The organism is Micromonospora sp. NPDC051543, from assembly GCF_044454415.1.
In the GTDB taxonomy this organism is placed as follows: Bacteria; Actinomycetota; Actinomycetes; order Mycobacteriales; family Micromonosporaceae; genus Micromonospora.
In genome coordinates this window covers 298,857-321,038 of record NZ_JBITDT010000009.1, presented here as the reverse complement: position 1 = coordinate 321,038, position 22,182 = coordinate 298,857, and the positions used below count along the sequence as shown (strand labels likewise).

Genomic DNA, 22,182 nt, shown 5'->3' with positions numbered 1-22,182 from the left:
GAGGAGGTAGGCGTGAGGGGACCCGTGGTGGTCGTCGGGGACACCCTGCTCGACCGGGACGTGGAAGGGGTGGTGAACCGCCTCTGCCCGGACTCCCCGGTGCCGGTGCTCGACGAGACCTCGGCCGTCGACCGGCCCGGCGGCGCGGGCCTCGCGGCGGTCTTCGCCGCCGCGCAGGGCGCCGACGTGGTGCTGGTCACCGCGCTCGCCGACGACGCCGGGGGCGCGCGGCTCAGCGCGTTGCTGGCCGCCGCCGGCGTGCGGGTGTACCCGCTGGCCCTCGCCGGCGCGACGCCGGAGAAGATCCGGCTGCGGGCCCGGGGTCGGGTGCTGCTGCGCCACGACCGGGGTGGCCCGTCCGGTGAGCCGGGCCAGCCCTCCGACGAGGTGCTGCGGGTGCTCGCCGGCGCGTCGGCGGTGCTGGTCAGCGACTACGGCCGGGGCGTCGCCCGGCAGCCCGCGCTGCGCGCCGCGCTGGCCGCCACCCGCGCGCCGGTCGTCTGGGACCCGCACCCGCGCGGGCCGGCGGCCGTACCCGGCGTGCACCTGGCCACGCCGAACGAGTCGGAGGTGCGCGAACTGGTCCCGACGCTGCCCGGCGCGTCCCGGATCGCCACCGCCTCCCAGGGTGCGCAGGGACTGCGTCGACGGTGGCGGGCGGGCGCGGTCGCGGTGACGTTGGGCGGGGACGGCGCGTTGCTCTGCCACGCCGGGTCGACGCCGCTGGTGGTGCCCACGTCGGGCAGCGCCGAGGGCGACACCTGCGGGGCGGGCGACCGGTTCGCCGCCGCCGCGAGCCTCGCGCTGGCCCAGGGCGCGCTCGTCTCCGAGGCGGTGCAGGCGGCCGTCGCCGAAGCCTCCACGTTCGTGGCCGGTGGGGGAGTGGCCACGGCCCTGCCACCCCCGGCCGACGTGGTGAGCGTGCGCGGCCCCCGCCGGCCCGGCGTCGGCGCTGAGCGGGTGGGTGTCGCGGCGGTCGCCGCGCTCCTTTCCGAGGTACGGGGCGCGGGCGGCACGGTGGTGGCCACCGGAGGCTGCTTCGACCTGTTGCACGCCGGGCACCTGGCCACCCTTCAGGCCGCCCGGCAGCTCGGCGACTGCCTGATCGTCTGCGTGAACTCCGACGCCAGCGTCGCCGGGTTGAAGGGGCCGCAGCGACCCGTGCTGCCCGAGGGCGACCGCGCCCGGCTGCTGGCCGCTCTGAGCTGCGTCGACGCCGTCCTCGTCTTCGACGAGCCGACGCCCGAGGCGGTGCTGTCCTGGGTGCGCCCGGACGTCTGGGTCAAGGGCGGCGACTACGCGAGCGGTGTCGGCGACGCGTCCACGCTGCCCGAGGCGGAGGTGCTGCGCCGGTGGGGCGGGAACACGGTGGTGGTGCCGTACCTGGACGGCCGCTCCACCAGCGACCTCATCGCGCGTGCCGCCGCCGGGCCGGCCCTCGACACGGACAGCAAGCCGCCACCGCCGGTCGGCATCGCCGTCCCGGTCACGACGACAGGGGAGCGGACCCGATGACCGCGACACGACCCGACGCCGGACCTGCCGTCCTGGTCACCGGCGGTTCCAGCGGGCTCGGCGCGGCGGTGGTCGCGGCGGTGGCCGCCTCCGGCGGCCGTCCACTCGTGCTGGACCGGCAGCCGCCGGTCGACGGCGTGGACTGGACCGAGTGCGACCTCGCCGACACCCGCGCCGCCGAGGTGGCCACCCGGCACCTCGCCGAGCAGGCCGGCGGCCTGGACGCCGTGGTGACGGCCGCCGGTGTGGACGTGCCGGGCCGGCTCGCCGACGTGCCCGGGGAGACGTGGGACCGGATCGTCACCGTGGACCTGCTGGCCACGGCCGCGGTGATCCGGGCCGCGCTCCCGTTCCTGCAGACCTCCGCCGGGCGCATCGTCACGGTCGCCTCGACTCTGGGCGTGAAGGCGGTCAGCGACGCCACCGCGTACTGCGCGGCGAAGTTCGGCGTCGTCGGGTTCACCCGTGCGCTGGCCGCCGAGCTGGCCGGTCAGGTCGGGGTCACCCTGCTCATCCCCGGTGGCATGCGCACCGCGTTCTTCGACGAACGCGATCCGCAGTACAAGCCCGGTCCGGACGCCATCCTCAACGACCCCGCCGACACGGCCGCGGCGATCATGTTCGCGCTCCAACAGCCGCCCGGCTGCGCGGTGCGGGAGATGGTGGTGTGCGCCGAGCAGGAGACGTCGTACCCGTGATCCTCGTGCTGCGCGCCCTCGGCGTCGGCGACCTGGTCACCGCGGTGCCCGCGCTGCGGGCGCTGCGGGCCGCGTACCCGGATCACGAGCTGGCGCTCGCCGCGCCGGGCGGCCTGGCCCCGCTGGTCGACCTGGTCGGCGGCGTCGACGAGCTGGTGGACACCACCGGGCTGGACGGGCCGCTGCGGCCGGGCCGTGCGCCGGAGATCGCGGTGAACCTGCACGGGCGGGGGCCGCAGTCGCACCGGCTGCTGGCCGCCGCCCGCCCCGGGCGGCTCGTCGCCTTCGCCAACGCCGACGCCGGGTTCGGTGACGGGCCGCGCTGGCGCGACGACGAGCACGAGGTGGACCGTTGGTGCCGGCTGCTCTCCTGGTACGACATCCCGGCCGACCGCCGTGACCTGGGGCTGCGCCGACCCGACCCGGCGGGCCTGCCGGTCGGCGCGACCCTGCTGCATCCGGGCAGCAACGTCCCCGCCAAGCGGTGGCCGGCCGAGCGGTTCGCGGCGCTGGCCCGGGCGCTGCGGGAGCGGGGGCACCGCGTGCTGGTCACCGGCTCGGCCGACGAACGCGGGTTGGCCGAGCGGGTGGCCGAGGCGGCCGAACTGCCGCCGGTCGCCGTGCTGGCGGGCCGGACCGACCTCGGCGCGCTGGCCGCGCTGGTCGCCGACGCGCGGCTGGTGGTCAGCGGGGACACCGGTGTGGCACATCTGGCCACCGCGTACGGGACCGCCTCGGTGGTGCTCTTCGGGCCGGTGCCTCCGGCGGCGTGGGGGCCGCCGCCGGACCGTCCCCGACACCGGGCGCTCTGGGCCGGCGAGGGGGATTGGCCCAGGTGGGACGGGGTAGGAAGCCACCCGACACTGACGGCTCTGCCGCTGGACGAGGTGCTGGCCGCCGTGGACGAGGTGGAGAGGGTGGTGCGGGTCTCCGGTGCGGTTACGGCGTAGCGACCCGGCTCGGCCCGGCTACGGGCGACGACGGCGCGGCAGGGGCTGGACCTTCGTCGATCCGAGCGGCGCCGTCGTGCGCGACCCGGCCATCCGGGCGCGGCTGAACGACCTCGTGATCCCGCCGGCCTGGCAGGACGTGTGGATCGCGCCGCACGCCAACGGACACATCCTGGCCACCGGCGTCGACGCGGCCGGGCGCAAGCAGTACCTCTACCACCCGGTCTGGCGGGAGAAGCAGGACGCGGCGAAGTTCGACCGCATGCTGGAGGTGGCCCGACGGCTGCCGACGTTGCGCGAGCGGGTGGGGCAGGACCTCGTCGGGCGGGGACTGAACCGCGATCGGGTGCTGGCCACCGTCGCCCGTCTGCTCGACATGGGGATGTTCCGGGTCGGCAGCGACCAGTACGCGGCCGGCGACGATCCGACGTTCGGGGTGTCGACCCTGCGCCCGGAGCACGCGCGACGCCGGGGCGACTGCGTGGTCTTCGAGTTCCCCGCCAAGGGCGGCATCGAGCAGGTGCGCCGGATCGACGACCCACAGCTGTGCGAGGTGCTGGTCAACCTGCGTCGGCGTCGCCGCCGGGCGGACCGTCTGTTCGGCTACTGGGACGGCCGGGAGTGGCGGGACGTGCGCAGCGACGAGGTCAACGGCTACCTGCGCGACGCCAGCGGCGGCGAGATGACCGCCAAGGACTTCCGCACCTGGCACGCCACGGTGCGCGCGGCGGCGGAGTTGGCCGCCGCCGACCCGGCCCGCTCGGTCACCGCCCGGCGCAGGGCGGTGACCGCGGTGATGTGCGCGGTGGCGGAGCTGCTGGGCAACACCCCGACCGTGGCGCGCACGTCCTACGTGGATCCGCGGGTCGTCGACCTCTACCACGACGGGGTGGTGGTGCCGGTCGACCCGAGCGCCACCCGCGAGGAGATCGAGCGGGTCGTGTTGGAGTTGCTGGAGAAGGCCTGACCGGCCCCGCCGACGATCCTGGGGGGGAAGCGACGGGGCCGGAGCCTCGGCCGGGGGCGACACCGGGCGGCCGCCCGCCGCGCGCCGCGGCGGGCGCCTCGCCACGGCCCCCGTTCGCGGCCGACGCGGGCCCCGGAGTACGCGGGCGCCGCCTCTGCCGCGTCGGTTGTCAGTCTGCCTGGGTCGAGTTGACTCTGGACGCCAGGTCGTTGACGTCCCGTGCCGTAACCGGATCACCGTCGCGGCACGCCTGCGGGCTCATCCCGTACGCCGCCCGGAATGCCCGGCTGAAGTGGGCCTTGTCGCCGAACCCCCAGCGTGCCGCGATGACCTGCACGGACTGGGCCCGCAGCGCCGGGTCGGTGAGGTCGCGCCGGCACCGGGCCAGCCGAAGGTCGCGGATGTACGCCGCCACGGTGGTGTTCTCGCCCTCGAACAGGCGGTGCAGCGTCCGCAGCGAGATGTGGTGGGCGTCCGCGACGACCTGTGGGTTGAGTGTGGCGTCGCCCAGGTGACGGTGGACGTACGCCTGCACCTGGGTGACCAGCGCCCGGCGGCGTACCTCGGTCGGCACCGCGTCCTCGGCGACCAGGTGCCGGCCGAGCATGGTGGTGGCCAGGTCGAGCCCCAGCGCGCCGAGCCGGCCGGCGTCGGCGGCGTGGTACTGCTCGGGGTGCCCGGTCACCTGGACCAGGAACTGCGCCAGCAGCGCCCCGAGCCCTTCGCTGCCGGTCATCCGGCCGCCGAAGAGCGCGGCCATCCGCTTCGGCGGCAACGGCAGCGCGGCGTGCGGAATCAGCGCGGTGATCGAGGTGGCCCGGGTCCGCCCCGGCTCGCTCGCGTAGTGGCAGACGTCGTGCGGGCGCGAGGCGTCGTAGAAGGTGAACTCGCCGGCGAGGATCTCGCTGCGCCGACCGTCCTGGCTGGACATGCCGAGCCCGCTGGTGGTGAGGGCGAGGATGTACAGCTCCGGATCGGATCGTCTGATCAGCTTGCGGGTGCGGGAAACGTCGAGCGAGGGGTACTCGTAGCCGATCACCTCGAACCCGCCGAGGTCGGTGAAGTCGGCGCGGGCGGCGAAGTCGGCGGCGGACGCGGACTCGACCCGCACCGGCACGGAGGTGCGCGCCAGCAGCTCCAGCCACATCCCGAACCGCTCGGCGGGCGGCAGGACGGTCGTGTCGATGGTGTTCCTGGCCAGCATCCGCGCCCCCTCACGCCGTCCGGCGGGTGATCAGGGCCTCGACGCCGTCGAGGATCCGGTCAAGGCCGAACGTGAACTCGTCGTCCGGGCCATCGTCCTGGTCGAGGACGCCGGCGTCGAGCACCCGTGTCAGCGCCGGGAAGCGGGCCGGGTCGATCAGTCGCGCCAGCATCGCGCCGTACGCGGGCATCATGTCGGCCGGCTCGACACCGGCGGCCCGGCTGCCCTCGGCGATCTGGTTGGTGAGCATCGCCTCGTTGCGGACGTACCCGGTGAGGAGCAGGAGGATCGACATCTTCTCGGCCTCGGGCAGCGGGGTGCCGTCGAGGCAGCCCAGGCCGTCCTCCATCCAGCCGAGCTGCTGGGGCGTGATCGGCGGTCCGGAGATCGGTATGTGCAGCAGCCAGGGGCGCTGTCGCAGGACGTCGTGTTCGGCCCAGGCCCAGCGGGTCAGGCCGGTACGCCAGTCGTCGTCCGGCGCGGCCGGGCCGGGCGAGGGGCCGTAGCCGACGTCCACCATGAGCGTCAGCAGGTCGTCCTTTGAGCCGACGTGCCGGTAGAGAGCCATGGTGGCGGCGCCCAACTCCTTGGCCACGCGGCTCATCGACACGGCCGCCAGCCCGTCGGCGTCGGCGACCTGGACGGCCGCGTCGACGATGCCGGGCACGGTGAGGCCGGGCCGGGGGCCCTTCGGCGCCCGCTCCCGCAGCCCCCAGGCGCTCTCGATTGCCGGGGGGAGCGCCGGGCCGCTGTCGTCTTTCGTCTCCGCCACATTTCCTCCTTGCCCCGCCATCCTAGTTCTGCGTATGGTCTACGCATTAAAGCGTACGTCATACGCAGAAGGAGTTCTCATGACAGCGACGACCGCACCGGCACCCCGCGCGGGCCGGCGGGAATGGATCGGGTTCGCGGTGCTGATGCTTCCGCTGCTCCTGGTCTCGATGGACGTGTCGGTGCTCTACTTCGCCGTCCCGTTCATCAGCGAGGAGCTGCGGCCCAGCGCCACCCAGCAACTCTGGATCTTCGACATCTACGGCTTCGTGCTGGCCGGGCTGCTGATCACCATGGGCGCCCTGGGTGACCGGATCGGCCGGCGTCGGCTCCTGCTGCTGGGCGCGACCGCGTTCGGGGCGGCGTCCCTGCTGGCCGCGTACGCCGACAGCGCCGAGACCCTGATCGCCGCGCGCGCCGTGCTCGGTGTCGGCGGGGCGACCCTGATGCCGTCCACGCTCGCCCTGGTGCGCAACATGTTCCACGACGCCAAGCAGCGGGGCACCGCGATCGGCATCTGGACCGCCACGCTGACCGGCGGCATCGCCATCGGTCCGGTGCTCAGCGGCGTCCTGCTGGAGCACTTCTGGTGGGGATCCATCTTCCTGATCAACATCCCGGCGATGCTGCTCCTGCTCCTGCTCGCCCCGGTCCTGGTCCCCGAGTTCCGCAACCTGACGCGCGGCCGATTCGACCTGCTCAGCGCGGCGCTGTCGCTCGGCACGCTGCTGCCGGTGATCTACGGCATCAAGGAGATGGCCCGCGACGGCGTCAGCGCGGCGCGGGTGCTGGCCGTCGTCGCCGGCCTGCTGGTCGGGGCGCTCTTCCTGCACCGGCAGCGGACCCGGGCGTACCCCATGATCGACCTGGCGCTGTTCCGCCGGCGCGGCTTCGCGGGATCACTCGCGGTCAACCTGCTCGCGATGTTCGCCCTGGTCGGCTTCGCCATCTTCACCACCCAGCACCTCCAACTGGTGCTCGGCCTGAGCCCGCTGCGCGCGGCACTGTGGAGCCTCGTGCCGTCGCTCGCGGTCGGCGGGGTGGCCCCGGCCGCCGCCGCGCTCGCCCAGCGTGTCGAGCGGGCGTACCTGATCGGGGCCGGCTTCGTGATCGCCGTCGTCGGCTTCGCGGTGCTGACCCGGGTCACCCCCGAGACGCCCCTCTGGCTGCTGCTCGTCGGCGCGAGCGTGTACGCGGGCGGCCTGGTGATGGTGATGTCGCTCGTCACCGAGCTGGTGCTCGGCGCGGCGCCCCCGGAGCAGGCCGGTGTCGCGTCCGCGCTGACCGAGTCCAGCAGCGAGCTGGGTGGCGCGCTGGGAATGGCCATCCTGGGCAGTGTGGGCGCCGCGATCTACCGGCGCGAGGTTCTCGACGAGCTACCGGCCGGGCTGCCGACGGGTGCCCGGGACGCGGCCGGCGAGACCCTGGGCGGCGCGCTCGCCGTGACCCGGGGACTGCCGGCGGAGGTCGGTGACGCGGTGCTGCACGCGGCCCGGTTCGCCTTCACCGACGGGCTGCACCTCGCCGCCCTCGCCGCCATGGTGGCGATGGCCCTCGGCGCGGTCGCCGCGCTGCTGACGCTGCGCGGCGTCCGTCCGGCCGACCCCGCGGCGCTGGCCGCCGAGCCGACCGGACCGTCGCTGTCGGACGTCGCCCCGGTCAGTCGTTGAGCACCTGGGCGAGTCGGTCGCGGAACCGCCGCTCGGAGTCGCTGACCGACTCGCCGCCCAGGCCCAGCAGACCGCCGCTGGACGCGGCGCCCACGACCTGGTCGGCGATGGTCACCAGCCAGTGCTTGTACGCGCCGGCCTCGCCCTCGTCGACCCGGGCGGCCAGCAGCACGGCCGCCTCACGGGCCCGCACCAGCACGTCGTCGATGTACGCCTGCGGGTCGGCGGGCGCGATGACCGGCAGCTCCTCGCCGGCCTCGGGGTCGCCGACCCGGGTCACGATCTCGCCGGCCACGGCGGCGACCAGGGGGTTGGCCGACTCCCGGCCCGCCCCGATGGACTCCAGACCGGCCGCGTTCTCCGCCATGGTCCGGCGGGTGCCGTCGGACTCGGCGGCGCTCGCGGCGGTCAGCACCGACTGCGGCAGGCCGACCAGCAGCCCCCACTCCTCGTCGGAGAAACCGAAACCGGTGTACGCCGGCTGCTCGATCACGGCAATGCCCCTTCCGCCCTGCTCTGTGTGGTCAATCGGTGCTGCTTGAGTCGATCCGCCGGGCCCCGTGCGGTGCCCGGGTCAGGCTAGTCGAGGGTCAGCAGACCCTGCTCGGACACCACGCGCACCGAGAGGGTCTTGTAACCGACCTCGTCGAAGAGGACCGTCATCTTGTCGTCCTCGTAGCTGAGCACCAGGCCACGCCCCCACTCGCCGTGACGCACCTGACTGTGCACCGGGAACGGGCCGACCGCGCCCTCGTCGGCGGTGCTGGTACCCCGGTGGCAGTTGTCGCAGTGCGCGCAGACCTCGGTCATCTGCTCGCCGAAGTAGGCCAGCAGGGTCTGCCCCCGGCAGGCGGTGGTCTCGGCGAACGCCCGCATCATGTCGGTACGTGAACGCGTCACCGTCTGCTGGCGTTCCGCCTCGGCCAGGGCCGCCGCCGCCGCGTCGACCGCCGCGGGGGAGTAGCGCGGGGCTCCGATGCGCTGGCGGGCGCGGGGCTCGGCAGCCCCCACCTGCTCCAGCAACGCCAGGTACTGGCCCAGCTTGCGCGGGCCCAGACCGGTGGCCTCCCGCAGTTCGGTCTTCGTGGCCGGCTTGCGGCGCAGCAGCGCGGCCAGGTCCCGTAGCTCGTTCTCGTCCGGCAGGCCACCGCTGAAGAATCGTTGCAGGCCCACGTCCTCGGCCCGCCAGAGCAGCAGCACCCGGGCCGGTTGCCCGTCCCGCCCGGCCCGGCCGATCTCCTGGAAGTAGCTGTCCGGCGAGTCGGGCAGCGCCGTGTGCACCACCCAGGCGATGTTCGGCTTGTCGATGCCCATGCCGAACGCCGAGGTGGCCACCATTATGGGCACCTCATCGGCGAGGAACGCCTCGTGCAGCTCGTTGCGCGCGCCCATCGGCATCCCACCGTGGTAGAACTGCGCCGGGAAGCCCGCCTTGGTCAACTTCTCGGCCAACTCCTCCGCCGAGCGGCGGGTCGGCACGTAGATGATCCCGGGCCGTTCGTCGTCGCGCAGCAGGGCGATCAGCCGCCGCCACCGGTAGTCCTCGGTGGGGCAGTGCGCCACCTCGAGAAAGAGGTTGGGCCGGTCCAGCCCGGAGACCACCACCTCCGGGTCGCGCAGCCGCAGCCGGGCGATGATGTCGTCGCGTACGGGCGGTGACGCGGTGGCGGTCAGCGCGACCACCGGCGGTCGGCCGATGCCCTCGATGAGGTGGCCCAGCGCCAGGTAGTCGGGACGGAAGTCGTGCCCCCAGGCGGAGATGCAGTGCGCCTCGTCGATCGCCACCAGCGCCGGCTTCAGCGCGGCGACCTCGGCCATCCGGTCCGGGTTGCTCAACTGCTCCGGGGTGATGAACAGGAACTCCGCCCGCCCGGCCTGGATCTCGGCGATCGCCTCGGCCTGCTGGGCGGCCGACTCGTTCGAGCTGATCCGTACCGCCCGCAGCTCGGGACGTTGCCGCTCGTTGAGCGCCGCGATCTGATCCTGCTGGAGGGCCAGCAGCGGAGAGATCACCACGGTCGGGCCGGGGATCAGGCTGGCCGGGATCTGATAGATCGCCGACTTGCCGGCGCCGGTGGGCAAGACCACCAGGGCGTCGTGTCGCTTCATCACCGCGCGCATGGCGGCGAGCTGGTTGGGCCGGAGCGCTTTCCAGCCGAAGAGGCTCTTCGCGGCGCGGCGCAACGTCATCGAGTGCGTGGACAGTTTCATCGAGGGCCGGAGGTACCCGAGCCCACGACCACCGAAACACTCCTTCGCGATCATGGGCTCGGGTGCGTTCCGTCTCACCGTAGGCGGGGCAGGACCTCGCGCTGGTAGAGGTCGAACAGGCCCTGGAAGTGCGGGCCGGTGTTGGCCACATACAGCTCGTCGAAGCCGGCCTTGGCGTACTGGTCGATCATTTCCAGGTGCGCGTCGGCGCTGTTGCCGCAGACGAACGCCTCCCGCACCATGTCCTGCGTGACCAGCTCGGAGGCCTGCTCGAAGTGGCGCGGCGAGGGCAGCACCTGCGACAGCTCGCCCGGCACGCCCGCGTTGGGCCAGCGTTCGTACGCGATCCGCGCGCCCTCGGACTCGCTGGCCGCGAACGCCGCCTTGAACCCGGCCTGGCACGGCTTGTCGCCGCCGCCGTTCTCCCGGAAGCGCCGGACCAGGTCGCCGTCGGGCATGGTGCTCACGTAACCGTCGCCGATGCGGGCGGCCAGGTCGACGGCCTTCGGCCCGAACCCGGAGACGTAGATCGACGGCGGGGTGTCCGGCAGCGTGTAGACCCGGGCGTTCTCCACCGTGTAGTGCGTGCCCCGGTGGTTGACGAAGTCGCCCCGCCACAGCTCGCGCATGACCTCGATGGACTCTTCGAGCATCTCCAGCCGCACGTCGGCGGACGGCCAGGCGTCGCCGAAGATGTGCTCGTTGAGCGCCTCGCCGGTGCCGACGCCGAGCACGAACCGGCCGCCGTGCAGCACCGCGCTCGTCGCCGCCGCCTGGGCGATCACGGCCGGGTGGATCCGTACGGTCGGGCAGGTCACCGCCGTGGTCACCGGCAGCGCGCAGACCTGGCTGAGCGCGCCGATCATCGACCAGACGAAGGGGCTCTGCCCCTGCGCGTCGACCCAGGGGTGGTAGTGGTCGGAGATCCACAGTGCCTCGAAGCCGGCCGCCTCGGCGCCGCGGGCCTGCGCCAGCAACTCGGCCGGCGTGTACTCCTCACTGGACAGAAAATACCCGATCTTCATGACTTCCCCTTCGGCGCGCGGTCCTGCTGTTGGGGAGAGCCGTACCCCGGTCGCGGCGGGCCACACCGCCGGGTCGGGGCCTGATCGCCTCAGCGTCGGCCGAACATGGCCCGGATCGCGGCGAGCAGCAGCAGAGCGCCGACCACCAGGCCGAGCAGGCGTACGCCGGGGATGTCGGCCGGGCTCGTGGCGTCGGCCAGCGGGGCGGTGTCCATCCCCGCACTCTTCCGGGGAAGGGCCGCATCGGGCAACTGTAAGGTTTATTGACTATTGAATCGCTCGGTGTGACCATGGCAGCACCGCCTGCCGAGGACGGTGCGCCGAGGGCGCGCGAGAGATGGGGTACGGGGCCGCATGAGCGAGCGCAACCAGCGGGTCGGCGTCACCGCGCCGGCGGGGAACGTCGACCGTTTCGAGGCGACGGCGTGACCGCGCCGGCCGGGCACCTTCCGACGTTGGCAGCCGCCGTCCTGCAACCCGGTTTCGTCGGCACCACGCCGCCGCCCTGGGTGTGCCGTTGGCTCGGCGAGGGGCTCGGCTCGGTGGTGCTGTTCGCCCGCAACGTCGTCGACACCGCCCAGGTGGCGGCGCTCACCGCGACGCTGCGCGCCGAGCGGCCGGACGTCATCGTGGCGATCGACGAGGAGGCCGGTGACGTCACCCGGATCGAATCCGGCCGGGGCAGCTCCCGACCGGGCAACTACGCCCTCGGCGCGGTCGACGACCCGGCGCTGACCGAGGCCGTCGCCCTCGACCTCGGCATCGAGCTGGCGGCGGCCGGGGTGACCCTGGACTACGCCCCGGACGCCGACGTCAACTCCAACCCGGCCAACCCGGTGATCGGCGTCCGCTCGTTCGGGGCCGACCCGGCGCTCGTCGCGCGGCACACCGCCGCCTGGATCCGCGGCCTCCAGGGCGGCGGCGTGGCCGCCTGCGCCAAGCACTTCCCCGGGCACGGGGACACCCGCGTCGACTCCCACCACGACCTGCCGCGCATCACCGCCGACCGGGCCCGCCTGGACGCCTGCGAGCTGGCCCCGTTCCGTGCCGCGGTGGCGGCCGGCGCGCAGGCGGTGATGACCGGCCACCTGCTCGTGCCCGCGCTCGACGCGGACCTGCCGGCCACGCTGAGCCAGCGCATCCTGGGTGGCCTGCTCCGCGACGAGTTGGGCTTCTCCGGCGTGGTCGTGACCGACGCCGTGGAGATGCGCGCGGTCGCCGACCGGTACGGCTTCGCGGGCGCGGCCGTGCGGGCGCTCGCGGCCGGGGCCGACGCCATCTGCGTCGGTGGCGAGCGCAGCGACGAGGAGGCCGCCCGGGAACTGCGCGACGCCATCGTGGCCGCCGTCGTCTCCGGCGAGCTGCCCGAGGAGCGCCTCGCCGAGGCCGCCAAGCGGGTCGGTCAGCTCGCCGCCTGGACGGTGGCCGCCCGCGCCGCCCGCCCGAACGCCGCCCACCGGGCCACCGACGTCGGCCTGGTCGCCGCCCGGCGGGCCGTGCGGGTCACCACCGGCCCGGACGCGCCGGTCGCGCTGCCCCTGACCCGCGCCGCCCACGTGGTCGAGTTCGAGCCGCCGCGCAACATCGCCATCGGCGCGGAGACCCCGTGGGGCATCGGCGGGCCGTTGGGCGAACTGCTGCCCGGAACGACGACGGTCCGCCACGCCGAGAACGACGTGCCCGCCGACCCGGGAGCCGACGCCGGGGACCGCCCGCTGGTGCTGGTCGTGCGTGACCTGCACCGGCACGACTGGATGCACGCGGCGGTGCGGCGGGCGCTCGTCGACCGGCCGGACGCGGTCGTGGTCGAACTGGGCGTGCCCGAACTGGTCGCCGGGGCGGTGCACCTGGCCACCCACGGCGCCACCCGGGCCAGCGGGCGGGCCGCCGCCGAGGTGCTGACCGGCCGGAGCGGCTGACGCTACAGGTGCTCGGCCACCAGGTCGGCGTACTCGGGGTGCTTGTCGATGAACGCCGCCACGAACGGGCACTGCGGCACCACCCGCCCACCCCGGGCCCGCACCTCATCGAGGGTGGCGCGGATCAGCGCGCCGCCGACGCCCTTGCCCTGGAAGCCCGGGTCCACCTGGGTGTGCGTGAAGACCAGCACGTCCTCGCCGCGCGGCAGGTAGGCCGTGAAGCCGGCCAACGCGTCGTCAACCAGGATCTCGAATCGGTTCTTGGCGGGATTGTCCTCGACGAGGGTGCTCACCGGGCCATTGTCCCCGCTCCGGCGGCCAGCACGTCGAGTTCGGCGAGCAACCGGTCCACCTCGTCCACCGTGTTGTAGTGGTAGATGCTGGCCCGCACCGCGCCACCGCTGTCGCGCAGACCCATCGTCTGGAAGTACTCGTAGGCGTAGTAGTCGCCGGCCGACAGGCAGAACCCGGCATCGCCCAGCGCCTGCTGGGTCTGCTGCGGCGACAGCCCGGCGACCCGGAAGGAGACGGTCGGGCAGCGCCGGGCCGGCGAGCCGTAGACCGTGACGGCGGGCCGCTCGGCGAGACCGGCGAGCAGCCGGTCCAGCAGCGCCTCCTCGTGGGCCTGGGCGGCGGCCAGCCCGGCCCGCAGCCGCGCCCGGCGGTCGCCGGTCGCGTCCGGGTCCAGGGCGGCGAGGTGATCCACGGCGGCGGTCACGCCGGCCAGCAGCGGGAAGCTCGGTGTGCCGTACTCGAAACGGTCCGGCGCGGCGTCGGAGGACGGCACCAGCTTCGCCGGGCGCGACGCCGCCCACCGGCTCGGGTCGGCCACCATGGCGGCCAGGTGCGGCCCGGACCACTTGTACGCGCTGGTGACCAGCACGTCCGCGCCGAGCGACGTCAGGTCGGTCGGACCGTGCGGCACCGAGTGCACGCCGTCCACGCAGACCAGCGCCCCGACCGAGTGTGCGATCTTGGCGATCGCCGGCACGTCCGGCACGGTGCCGATGGCGTTGCTGCCGGCGGTCACCGCCACCAGCCGGGTGCGCTCGCCCACCAGGTCGGCGTACTGGCCGCTGGGCAGCTCACCGGTGTGCCGGTCGAACTCGGCCCAGCGCACCGTCGCGCCGGCCGCCTCGGCGGCCTGCACCCACGGGCGCACGTTGGCGTCGTGGTCGAGCCGGGACACCACCACCTGGTCGCCGGGCCGCCAGGTCGCGCCGAGGGTACGGGCCAGCGTGTACGTCAGCGCGGTCGCGCTCGGCCCGAGCACCACCCCGTCCGGCTCGGCCCCGAGCAGGTCGGCGACCGCCGAGCGGGCCTGCGCCACCATCTCCAGCGAGCGACGACCCGGCGTGAAGGCGGCGCTGCGATTGCCGACGGCGGCGCGCATGGCGTCGGTGACCGCGTCGATCACGCCGGCCGCGGTCTGCGTGCCTCCGGCGCCGTCGAAGTGGACGAAGCCCTCGGTCAGGGCGGGATAGGCGGCCCGGGTACGGGCGATGTCGAAGGCCATGCCCGGACCCTAGCCGGGACGCCGGCCACGCTCGCCCCCGCCCGGTCGTCGCGGACGTCTCGTACCCTTGGCGGGGTGACGAACCGACCCGCCACCATCCCCCTGCCCCCCGTCCGCCGTGCCGCCGGTCTGGTCGCCGCCGTCGCGCTCGGCCTCGCCCTGCTCGCCGGCTGCAGCTCCCAGGGCGCCTCCACCGACTGCGGGTTGGACGCCTGCACGGTCACCTTCGAGCGGGGCGTCGAGGCGAGCGCCACCATCCTCGGCGTCGAGGCGAAGCTGGTCGGCGCCGAGGGCGACCAGGTGACCGTCGAGGTCGCCGGCGAGCAGCTCACCCTCACCACCGGCCAGCAGGCCACCGAGGCCGGCGGGTTCGCGGTCACCGTCGACAGCGTCACCGACCAGCAGGTCAAGATCCGCGTTTCCCGCAACCCGGGTAACTGACCCGCGCGGGCGGCGGTGGCCGACGTTTGGGGATCTTCGTAATCGGAGATTGTGACGCCATGTCACTCACCCGTAGCGCCGAAGCCACCGCCTCCCGAACGGCGGACAGCCGGTGGCTGGAACTCCTCGCCCGGGCCGGCTTCATCGGCTACGGCATCGTCCACCTCCTCTTCGCCTGGTTGGCGTTGCAGATCGCGTTCGGCACGTCGTCCGACGACGGCGACCAGTCCGGCGCGCTGCGTACCCTCTCGGAACAGCCCCTCGGCAAGTTCCTCGTCATCGCCGTCGCGGTCGGCCTGCTCGCCATGGCGATCTGGCAGGGCCTCGAGGCGGCGGGCGGGCACCGCGCCGAGCGGGGCAAGGAGCGGGTCATGGAGCGGCTGGCCTCGGCCGGCCGGACCGTCGTCTACCTCTACTTCGCCTGGACCGCCTTCAAGGTGTTCTCCGAGGCCGGGTCGAACAGCGCCGACAACCAGGAGGCGCTGAGCGGCAAGCTGATGACCTCGACCGGTGGCCGCTGGCTGGTCGGCCTGGCCGGGCTGGTGGTCGCGGCGATCGGCATCGGCCTGGTCATCTACGGCATCCGCAAGACGTTCGAGAAGCACCTCAAGACCGGCGAGATGAGCCCGAAGACCCGCCAGTTGGCCCGTCGCCTCGGCATCGCCGGGTACGTCGCCAAGGGTGTCGCGTACGGCATCGCCGGCCTGCTGGTCATCGTCGCGGCGGTGAAGTACGACCCGGAGAAGGCCCGTGGTCTGGACGCCGCCCTGCACACGCTGCGCGAGCAGTCGTACGGCTCGTTCCTGCTGGCCCTGGTCGCCCTCGGCATCGCGGCCTTCGGCGTCTACTGCTTCCTCCAGTCCCGGTACCGCAAGGTCTGAGCTGGTCGATACCGAGGACGTCGGGCACTATTGGGCTTTTGCCCCAAGTTCCGCCGCTCGGTCGAAGGGAAGCGCCCCACTCGTGCAGAGCTATCTCGAAACGACCGTCGCCGCGCTCGCCGCGGCGGCGGTCGCCCTCTTCCTGGTCGAGGTCGTCCACCGGATCACCCGGCGGTTCGGCCGCCGGTCCCTGTTGTTGACCGAGTTGACCGACCACGCGCACCGTCCGTTCCAGGTCGCCGCCACGGTCCTCGCGGTGCAGTTCGCCGCCCGCTTCACCACCGGGTACGCCGTCGGCGAGAGCTGGCGGCGGCTCCTGCTGCATCTGCTGGTGCTCTGTGTGATCGCCAGCGCCGCCTGGCTGGTGGCGGCCCTGTTGATCGTGGTCGAGGACACCGCGCTCGCCCGGTTCCGGGTCGACGTGCCCAACAACCGGCACGCCCGGCGGGTGCGTACCCAGGTGGTGATGCTGCGCCGGCTGACCGTCGCGGTGATCGTCATCCTGACCATCGGCGTGATGCTGATGACCTTCCCGAGCGTGCGGGGCATCGGCGCCGGGGTGCTGACCTCCGCCGGAGTCGTCGGTGTGGTGGCCGCCCTGGCCGCCCAGAGCCTGCTCGGCAACGTCTTCGCCGGGCTGCAACTCGCCTTCAGCGACGCGGTCCGCCTCGACGACGTGGTGGTCGTCGAGGGGGAGTGGGGTCGGATCGAGGAGCTGACCCTCAGCTACGTCGTGGTCCAGATCTGGGACGACCGGCGGCTGATCCTGCCCACCTCGTACTTCACCAGCAAGCCGTTCCAGAACTGGACCCGTACCGAGGCCGCGGTGCTCGGCACCGCCGAGTTCGACGTCGACTGGGCCGTGCCGGTGCAGATCATGCGGGAGGAGCTGCGCCGGCTCGTCGAGGGCACCGAGCTGTGGGACGGCCGGGTCTGCGTCCTCCAGGTCACCGACGCCACCGGCGGGATGGTGCGGCTACGCGCGCTGGTCAGCGCCGCCGACGCGGGCAGCCTGTGGGACCTGCGCGCCCTCGTCCGCGAGCACCTGGTCGGCTGGATCCGGGACAACCGGCCCACGGCGATGCCCCGCGTCCGCACCGAGCTGGGCGACGCCAACAGCAACCTGTCCTGGCAGTGGGTGCAGCCGAGGCGGCCGGTCCGCCGCCCGTCCGACACCGAGGCGCCCGACGACGCCCGTGTCTTCGGCGGCAGCGACGACGGCGACGCCCGCAGCGAAGCCTTCGTGGGCCCCGAGGAAACCCGCCCCTAACTCCCGTACTCACCCCGTTGTTCATGAAAGTTATTGCCTCTTGCTTCGGCGTGTCCCGGCAATAACTTCATGATCGCCGCGAATGGGAGGGGTGGGGTCTGGGGAGGTTTGGTTGGGGTTGCGCGGGGGATGTGCTGCCGGACGTCTCTGCCGTGATCGGGGTGACCCACTCAGCTTGTCGGCGCGGCATCCGGACAACGACGTCGGTGCGCCGCACCTCGGGATTTAGGATTGGCGGGCGGCGACTCCGGGCATACAGCGCGGTGATGAGGAAAGGAGGACAGCATGGCTGACGTGGCGAATGCCCGCACATCCCGCAATGGGAGCGAGCCCTCCACCGCCGAGCTGGTGCAGCGGGCCACCGAACAGGTATCCCGTCTGGTACGGGACGAACTGGCGCTGGCCCGGGCGGAGTTGACCCAGAAGGGCAAGCACGCCGGCATCGGGATCGGCCTGTTCGGCGGCGGCGGTGCGCTGGCGTTCTACGGCCTGGGCGCGCTCGTCGTCACCGCCATCCTGCTGCTGGATCTGGTGCTGCCCGCCTGGGCCGCCGCGCTGATCGTGGCGGTGGCGCTCTTCCTGGTGGCCGGGATCCTCGCGCTGGTGGGCAAGAAGCAGGTCAGTCGTGCGGTCCCACCGGTCCCGGCGGCGACGGTCCGCAGCCTCCGTGCCGACGTGGACACCGTGGCCGCCGCCGTGAAGGACAGGGGACGGGCATGACGGGCAACGGAACGGGCGACACCGAGGCCCTGCGCGAGGAGATCCGCCGTACCCGGGTGGAGCTGGGCGAGACCATGGAGGCGTTGGCCGCCAAGGCGGACGTCAAGGCCCGCCTGAAGGAGTCCGCCGAGCAGGCGAAGGAGCGGATGCGCGAGCAGGCGGCGCAGACCGTGGCCCGGGTCCGCGGGCAGGCCGCGCGCGGCGCCGGGATGGCCCGCGCCCAGGCGTACGACAAGGGCGGCCTGGTCCGCGAGAAGAGCGAGCTGGTTCGACGCAACCCGGTGCCGTGGGCGGCGATCGCCGCCAGCGCGGTGGCCACCGTGGTGGTGCTGATGATCGTGCGGGGGAGGCGTAGGTGAGCAGGAGCATCGGCAAGGTCGCGTACCGGCCGGTCGGCGTGTTGTTGGGTATCGCCGCGGGTACGGTGGCCGGCGCGATCTTCCGGCAGGTCTGGAAGGTCACGGCGGGCGACGGCGAGGCGCCGAACGCCACCGACGAGGATCGCGGTTGGGGCGAGATCCTGGCCGCCGCGGCGTTGCAGGGGGCCATCTTCGCGGTGGTCCGTGCCGCCGTGGACCGGGGCGGGGCGGTCGGCGTCCGCCGGATGACCGGCCACTGGCCGGACTGACCGACGCATAGACGTCAGGCCCTCTTCCCCATCGACGGGAAGGGGGCCTTTCGCACGACTCGCAACGCCGCCCAGCGACCTGAGTCATCCGTCAGGTCACATGTCGGAGAAATTCGTCGGACAGGTCGTGCAGACTTTTTGCGTACGTGATTTGCTGTTCCACGCTGTTGCGAGATGGCGTGGGTTGAGAGAAGTCTCCTTCGTGGAGGCCGCCTCAGACGCCGCTGCTCGAAAACGGCCAATCGGCCGCACGGCGTGCACGGCCGCCAGTTTTAGAAGGAGATACACATGGCGCAGGGAACCGTGAAGTGGTTCAACGCTGACAAGGGCTTCGGCTTCATCACCGTCGACGGCGGGGGTGCTGACGTGTTCGTCCACTTCTCGGCCATCCAGACCAGCGGCTACCGCACGCTGGAGGAGAACCAGCGGGTGGAGTTCGAGATCGCCCAGGGTCAGAAGGGCCCGCAGGCCGAGCAGGTCCGTCCCCTCTGACACATCTGGCCGGCCCCCGCCGGTCAGGGCTCGTTGAAGTGAAGCCCCGTATCCCGTGTTGGGATGCGGGGCTTTCCACGTCCACCGCTCGCCCGCTCGCGCCGGCGACCAGGCTGGCTTCTCACCGGCGGCGTCGCGAGCGCAGTCCCAGCCAGAGCGCCACCAGCCCGGCGGCGGCCACGATCGGGCCCACCACCACCCAGAGCGTCTCGTCGGTCATCGGGCTGCCGCTGACGTAGCCGAGGCCCTGCACCGTCCACACCGCACCGATCACCACGGCCAGCAGGCCGAGGGTGAGTGTCAGCCAACCCCTCATCGCGCACCCTCCTCGCCGGATCGGGCGGTACGCCGCCCCGGGCGTCCAGCATCGTCGTCTCGGAGGCGCGACGCGAGCACCCGGGGTCGGCGGCTCACCACCGGTCGTGCACCTGCGGGCGGATCAGCTCGTCGTAGACCTCGCGTACGCCGGCCAGCTGGGCGGCCTCCAGTGGCGGCAGGTCCGCCGCGGCGGCGTTGCGTCGCGCCTGCTCGGCGTCGCGCGCGCCCGGGATGACGACGGTGACGCCGGCCTGGTCCAGCACCCACCGCAGCGCGAACTGCGCCATGGTGCGGTCGGCGTCGACAAGCGGCGCGAGCCGGCGTACGGCGGCGAGCCCCTGCGTGTAGTCCACGCCGGAGAACGTCTCGCCCACGTCGAACGCCGCACCGTGCCGGTTGTAGTTGCGGTGGTCGTCGGCGGGGAACTCGGTGTGCTCGTCGTACCGGCCGGAGAGCAGGCCACTGGCCAGCGGCACCCGGGCGATGATCCCGACGCCGGCCTCGGCGGCCGCCGGCAGCACCTGCTCCAGCGGTTTGTGCCGGACGGCGTTGAGGATGATCTGGACGCTGGCCACGCCGGGCCGGGCGATGGCGGTCAGCGCCTGGTCGCAGGTCTCGACGCTGACGCCGTACCCCGCGATGGCCTTCTCCGCGACGAGGGTGTCCAGGGCGTCGAAGACCGCGTCGTCGGCGAAGACGGCGGTCGGCGGGCAGTGCAGTTGGACCAGGTCCAGGGTGTCCATCCCGAGGTTGGCCCGGGACCGGTCGGTCCACTGCCGGAAGTTGGCCAGGGTGTACGCCTCGGGCCGCTGCTCGACGCGCCGGCCCATCTTGGTGGCGACGGTCAGCCCGGCGTCCGGCCGGGAGCGCAGGAAGCGGCCGATCAGCTGCTCGCTGCGGCCGTCGCCGTACACGTCGGCGGTGTCCAGGAAGGTGACTCCGGCGTCCACGGCGGCGGTGAGCACGGCCATGGCGTCGGCCTCGCTGACCGTTCCCCAGTCGGCGCCGAGCTGCCAGGCGCCCAGGCCGACGACCCCGACGGTCCGGCCGAGCCGGTTGAAGCTGCGCTGTTCCATGTCCCGAGCCTAGTGATCGGGTTGCCGGGCTGCCACGCGAGTCGTACCGTCAACAAGACGGACGTACGGTTTTGGAGGCGGCGATGTGGGATCCGACGACGTACCTGCGCTACTCCGACGAGCGCTCCCGCCCCTTTCACGACCTGCTCAACCGGATCCCCGCCGCCCGGCCGCGGGCGGTGGTCGACCTCGGCTGCGGACCCGGCCACCTCACCGCCATCCTGGCCGAACGCTGGCCGGACGCGCGCGTCGTCGGCCTCGACTCCGCGCCCGAGATGATCGACCGCGCGCGGGCCCTGCCGACCCCGGTCGAGTTCGCCGTCGCCGACCTGCGCGACTGGCGTCCAACCGGTGACGAGGACGTGGTGATCACGAACGCTGCCCTGCAGTGGGTGCCCGGCCACCAGGAGCTGCTGCGTCGCTGGGCCGTCGAGCTGCCCGCCGGCGCCTGGCTCGCCATGCAGGTCCCCGGCAACTTCGACGCCCCGTCGCACCGGGCGCTGCGCGAGGTCGCCGGTCTCCCGGCCTGGCGGGCCGAGCTGGCGCCGCTCCAGCGGACCGACCCCGTCGACGAACCGGCCGACTACGCGGACCTGCTGACCACCGCCGGCTGCGCGGTGGACGCCTGGGAGACTACCTACGTGCACCTGCTGCCGGCCGATCCCGCCGCCGACCACCCGGTACTCGCCTGGATGGAGGGCACCGCGCTGCGACCCGTCCGGGCCGCGCTGGACGCCGCCGGCTGGTCGGCCTTCCGGGCCGAGCTGGGGGTACGCCTCAGCGCCGCCTACCCGGTCCGGCACGGTCAGGTGTCCTTCCCGTTCCGCCGCGTCTTCGTCGTCGCCCGTACCGGCGCCCCCGCACAGGAGAACCCGTGACCGATCTGACCACCTTCATCGCCGGGCTGCCCAAGGTGGAGCTGCACGTGCACCACGTCGGCTCCGCCTCGCCCCGGATCGTCGCCGAGCTGGCTGCCCGCCACGAGGGCAACACCCCCGTCCCGGCCGACCCGGACGCGCTCGCCAGCTACTTCGAGTTCCGCGACTTCGCGCACTTCATCGAGGTCTACCTGAGCGTCGTCGACCTCATCCGGGACCCGGAGGACGTCTGGCTCCTCACCCACGAGGTGGCCCGGGAGCTGGCCCGCCAGCAGGTCCGGTACGCCGAGCTGACCATCACCCCGTACTCGCACGTGCGGCGGGGCATTCCCGCGCCCGCGTTCTGCGAGGCGATCGAGGACGCCCGCAAGCGCGCCGCCGCCGACTTCGGCCTCGACCTGCGCTGGTGCTTCGACATCCCCGGCGAGGCCGGCCTGCCGGCCGCCGAGGAGACGCTGCGGATCGCCCTCGACGAGCGGCCGGACTCGCTGATCAGCTTCGGTCTGGGCGGCCCGGAGATCGGCGTACCCCGGCCGCAGTTCCGGCCCTACTTCGACCAGGCCCGCGCCGCCGGCCTGCGCTCGGTGCCGCACGCGGGCGAGACCACCGGCCCGCAGACCATCTGGGACGCCCTGCACGAGCTGGGCGCGGAGCGGATCGGGCACGGCATCTCCGCCGCACAGGACCCGGAACTGCTCACCTACCTCGCCGAGCGGCAGATCGGGATGGAGATCTGCCCGACCTCGAACGTGCGGACCCGGGCCGTGGCCAACCTCGACGAACACCCGCTGCCCCGGCTGGTCGAGGCCGGGCTGCTGGTCACCATCAACTCCGACGACCCGCCGATGTTCGGCACCACCCTCAACGACGAGTACGCGGTGGCGGCCCGACTGCTCGGTGCGGGCCCGGAGGAGCTGGCCGCGCTGGCCCGTAACGCGGTGACCGCGTCCTTCCTCGACCCGGCCGGCAAGCAGCGGATCATCGAGGAGATCGACGCGTACGTGGCCGACGCCGGCTGAGGTACGGGGTGAG

At 73.3% G+C, this 22,182-nt stretch carries 25 protein-coding genes; 15 read left to right on the top strand and 10 right to left on the bottom strand.

Annotated elements, in window-relative coordinates:
• Positions 1-12: 12 nt before the first annotated feature.
• The 4 genes from ACIA3K_RS18865 to ACIA3K_RS18850 are packed head-to-tail and all read left to right on the top strand — an operon-like array spanning position 13 to position 4,130.
• Positions 13-1,515 (top strand): PfkB family carbohydrate kinase, encoded by a 1,503-nt coding sequence (locus tag ACIA3K_RS18865; RefSeq protein ID WP_396802491.1) that lies wholly within the window; start codon positions 13-15, stop codon positions 1,513-1,515.
• The gene (locus ACIA3K_RS18860; RefSeq protein WP_396802490.1) at positions 1,512-2,213 is read left to right on the top strand and encodes an SDR family oxidoreductase; all 702 of its coding nucleotides are present in this window, start codon (positions 1,512-1,514) and stop codon (positions 2,211-2,213) included. The genes ACIA3K_RS18865 and ACIA3K_RS18860 overlap by 4 nt, the downstream gene beginning before the upstream one ends.
• Positions 2,210-3,163 carry a glycosyltransferase family 9 protein gene (locus ACIA3K_RS18855; protein ID WP_396802528.1) on the top strand — a complete coding sequence of 318 codons (954 nt, stop codon included), beginning with the start codon at positions 2,210-2,212 and terminating at the stop codon, positions 3,161-3,163. Before ACIA3K_RS18860 ends, ACIA3K_RS18855 begins: the two co-directional genes overlap by 4 nt.
• Positions 3,147-4,130: a DNA topoisomerase IB gene (locus tag ACIA3K_RS18850; RefSeq protein WP_396802489.1), complete on the top strand. Its 984-nt coding sequence runs from the start codon at positions 3,147-3,149 to the stop codon at positions 4,128-4,130. Before ACIA3K_RS18855 ends, ACIA3K_RS18850 begins: the two co-directional genes overlap by 17 nt.
• A gap of 169 nt (positions 4,131-4,299) precedes the next feature.
• On the opposite strand, the gene ACIA3K_RS18845 is transcribed toward ACIA3K_RS18850, so the two are convergent.
• Positions 4,300-5,334, bottom strand: coding sequence for a helix-turn-helix domain-containing protein (locus ACIA3K_RS18845; protein WP_396802488.1), 1,035 nt, complete (start codon positions 5,332-5,334; stop codon positions 4,300-4,302).
• 10 nt (positions 5,335-5,344) lie between these two features.
• Positions 5,345-6,106, bottom strand: coding sequence for a TetR/AcrR family transcriptional regulator (locus ACIA3K_RS18840; RefSeq protein WP_396802487.1), 762 nt, complete (start codon positions 6,104-6,106; stop codon positions 5,345-5,347).
• A gap of 79 nt (positions 6,107-6,185) precedes the next feature.
• Between ACIA3K_RS18840 and ACIA3K_RS18835 the strand changes: the two genes are divergently transcribed.
• Positions 6,186-7,775, top strand: a complete 1,590-nt coding sequence (locus ACIA3K_RS18835; RefSeq protein ID WP_396802486.1) for an MFS transporter — start codon at positions 6,186-6,188, stop codon at positions 7,773-7,775.
• Here the strand turns inward: ACIA3K_RS18835 and ACIA3K_RS18830 are convergent.
• The 4 genes from ACIA3K_RS18830 to ACIA3K_RS18815 all read right to left on the bottom strand — a co-directional run bounded on the left by ACIA3K_RS18830 (position 7,765) and on the right by ACIA3K_RS18815 (position 11,226).
• Complete coding sequence (locus ACIA3K_RS18830) at positions 7,765-8,268, bottom strand: hypothetical protein (protein WP_355053404.1); 504 nt, start codon at positions 8,266-8,268, stop codon at positions 7,765-7,767. The genes ACIA3K_RS18835 and ACIA3K_RS18830 overlap by 11 nt on opposite strands.
• An 86-nt stretch (positions 8,269-8,354) precedes the next feature.
• Positions 8,355-9,986: a RecQ family ATP-dependent DNA helicase gene (locus tag ACIA3K_RS18825; RefSeq protein ID WP_396802484.1), complete on the bottom strand. Its 1,632-nt coding sequence runs from the start codon at positions 9,984-9,986 to the stop codon at positions 8,355-8,357.
• A gap of 74 nt (positions 9,987-10,060) precedes the next feature.
• Positions 10,061-11,011, bottom strand: a complete 951-nt coding sequence (locus tag ACIA3K_RS18820; protein ID WP_396802483.1) for a TIGR03557 family F420-dependent LLM class oxidoreductase — start codon at positions 11,009-11,011, stop codon at positions 10,061-10,063.
• 89 nt (positions 11,012-11,100) lie between these two features.
• On the bottom strand, positions 11,101-11,226 hold the full coding sequence (locus tag ACIA3K_RS18815; RefSeq protein WP_355053401.1) for a hypothetical protein: 126 nt from the start codon (positions 11,224-11,226) through the stop codon (positions 11,101-11,103).
• Between the two features lie 210 nt (positions 11,227-11,436).
• Between ACIA3K_RS18815 and ACIA3K_RS18810 the strand changes: the two genes are divergently transcribed.
• Positions 11,437-12,930 (top strand): glycoside hydrolase family 3 protein, encoded by a 1,494-nt coding sequence (locus ACIA3K_RS18810; protein ID WP_396802482.1) that lies wholly within the window; start codon positions 11,437-11,439, stop codon positions 12,928-12,930.
• A 2-nt stretch (positions 12,931-12,932) separates the two neighbouring features.
• On the opposite strand, the gene ACIA3K_RS18805 is transcribed toward ACIA3K_RS18810, so the two are convergent.
• On the bottom strand, positions 12,933-13,223 hold the full coding sequence (locus tag ACIA3K_RS18805; RefSeq protein ID WP_396802481.1) for a GNAT family N-acetyltransferase: 291 nt from the start codon (positions 13,221-13,223) through the stop codon (positions 12,933-12,935).
• Positions 13,220-14,446 (bottom strand): cysteine desulfurase-like protein, encoded by a 1,227-nt coding sequence (locus ACIA3K_RS18800; protein WP_396802479.1) that lies wholly within the window; start codon positions 14,444-14,446, stop codon positions 13,220-13,222. Before ACIA3K_RS18800 ends, ACIA3K_RS18805 begins: the two co-directional genes overlap by 4 nt.
• Positions 14,447-14,521: 75 nt before the next feature.
• Between ACIA3K_RS18800 and ACIA3K_RS18795 the strand changes: the two genes are divergently transcribed.
• The 7 genes from ACIA3K_RS18795 to ACIA3K_RS18765 all read left to right on the top strand — a co-directional run bounded on the left by ACIA3K_RS18795 (position 14,522) and on the right by ACIA3K_RS18765 (position 18,878).
• Entirely contained in the window at positions 14,522-14,887 is a 366-nt protein-coding gene (locus ACIA3K_RS18795) for a hypothetical protein (RefSeq protein ID WP_396802478.1), read from the top strand.
• A gap of 59 nt (positions 14,888-14,946) precedes the next feature.
• Positions 14,947-15,768 carry a DUF1206 domain-containing protein gene (locus ACIA3K_RS18790; RefSeq protein ID WP_396802477.1) on the top strand — a complete coding sequence of 274 codons (822 nt, stop codon included), beginning with the start codon at positions 14,947-14,949 and terminating at the stop codon, positions 15,766-15,768.
• Positions 15,769-15,850: 82 nt separating this feature from the next.
• Entirely contained in the window at positions 15,851-17,038 is a 1,188-nt protein-coding gene (locus ACIA3K_RS18785; protein WP_396802476.1) for a mechanosensitive ion channel family protein, read from the top strand.
• A 285-nt stretch (positions 17,039-17,323) separates the two neighbouring features.
• Positions 17,324-17,758 (top strand): phage holin family protein, encoded by a 435-nt coding sequence (locus tag ACIA3K_RS18780; protein ID WP_355053394.1) that lies wholly within the window; start codon positions 17,324-17,326, stop codon positions 17,756-17,758.
• Positions 17,755-18,117, top strand: coding sequence for a DUF3618 domain-containing protein (locus tag ACIA3K_RS18775; RefSeq protein ID WP_396802475.1), 363 nt, complete (start codon positions 17,755-17,757; stop codon positions 18,115-18,117). The genes ACIA3K_RS18780 and ACIA3K_RS18775 overlap by 4 nt, the downstream gene beginning before the upstream one ends.
• The gene (locus ACIA3K_RS18770) at positions 18,114-18,386 is read left to right on the top strand and encodes a DUF4235 domain-containing protein (RefSeq protein ID WP_007458126.1); all 273 of its coding nucleotides are present in this window, start codon (positions 18,114-18,116) and stop codon (positions 18,384-18,386) included. Before ACIA3K_RS18775 ends, ACIA3K_RS18770 begins: the two co-directional genes overlap by 4 nt.
• Positions 18,387-18,674: 288 nt before the next feature.
• A complete protein-coding gene (locus tag ACIA3K_RS18765; protein ID WP_011905669.1) occupies positions 18,675-18,878 on the top strand; it encodes a cold-shock protein in 204 nt (67 codons plus the stop codon).
• Positions 18,879-18,999: 121 nt separating this feature from the next.
• On the opposite strand, the gene ACIA3K_RS18760 is transcribed toward ACIA3K_RS18765, so the two are convergent.
• Both ACIA3K_RS18760 and ACIA3K_RS18755 read right to left on the bottom strand, forming a co-directional pair.
• Positions 19,000-19,194 (bottom strand): hypothetical protein, encoded by a 195-nt coding sequence (locus ACIA3K_RS18760; RefSeq protein WP_396802474.1) that lies wholly within the window; start codon positions 19,192-19,194, stop codon positions 19,000-19,002.
• A 94-nt stretch (positions 19,195-19,288) separates the two neighbouring features.
• Complete coding sequence (locus ACIA3K_RS18755; protein WP_396802473.1) at positions 19,289-20,272, bottom strand: aldo/keto reductase; 984 nt, start codon at positions 20,270-20,272, stop codon at positions 19,289-19,291.
• Positions 20,273-20,355: 83 nt separating this feature from the next.
• Between ACIA3K_RS18755 and ACIA3K_RS18750 the strand changes: the two genes are divergently transcribed.
• Together ACIA3K_RS18750 and ACIA3K_RS18745 are read left to right on the top strand one after the other, a co-directional pair.
• Entirely contained in the window at positions 20,356-21,150 is a 795-nt protein-coding gene (locus ACIA3K_RS18750) for a trans-aconitate 2-methyltransferase (RefSeq protein ID WP_396802472.1), read from the top strand.
• Positions 21,147-22,169: an adenosine deaminase gene (locus ACIA3K_RS18745; protein WP_396802470.1), complete on the top strand. Its 1,023-nt coding sequence runs from the start codon at positions 21,147-21,149 to the stop codon at positions 22,167-22,169. The genes ACIA3K_RS18750 and ACIA3K_RS18745 overlap by 4 nt, the downstream gene beginning before the upstream one ends.
• Positions 22,170-22,182 lie beyond the last annotated feature (13 nt).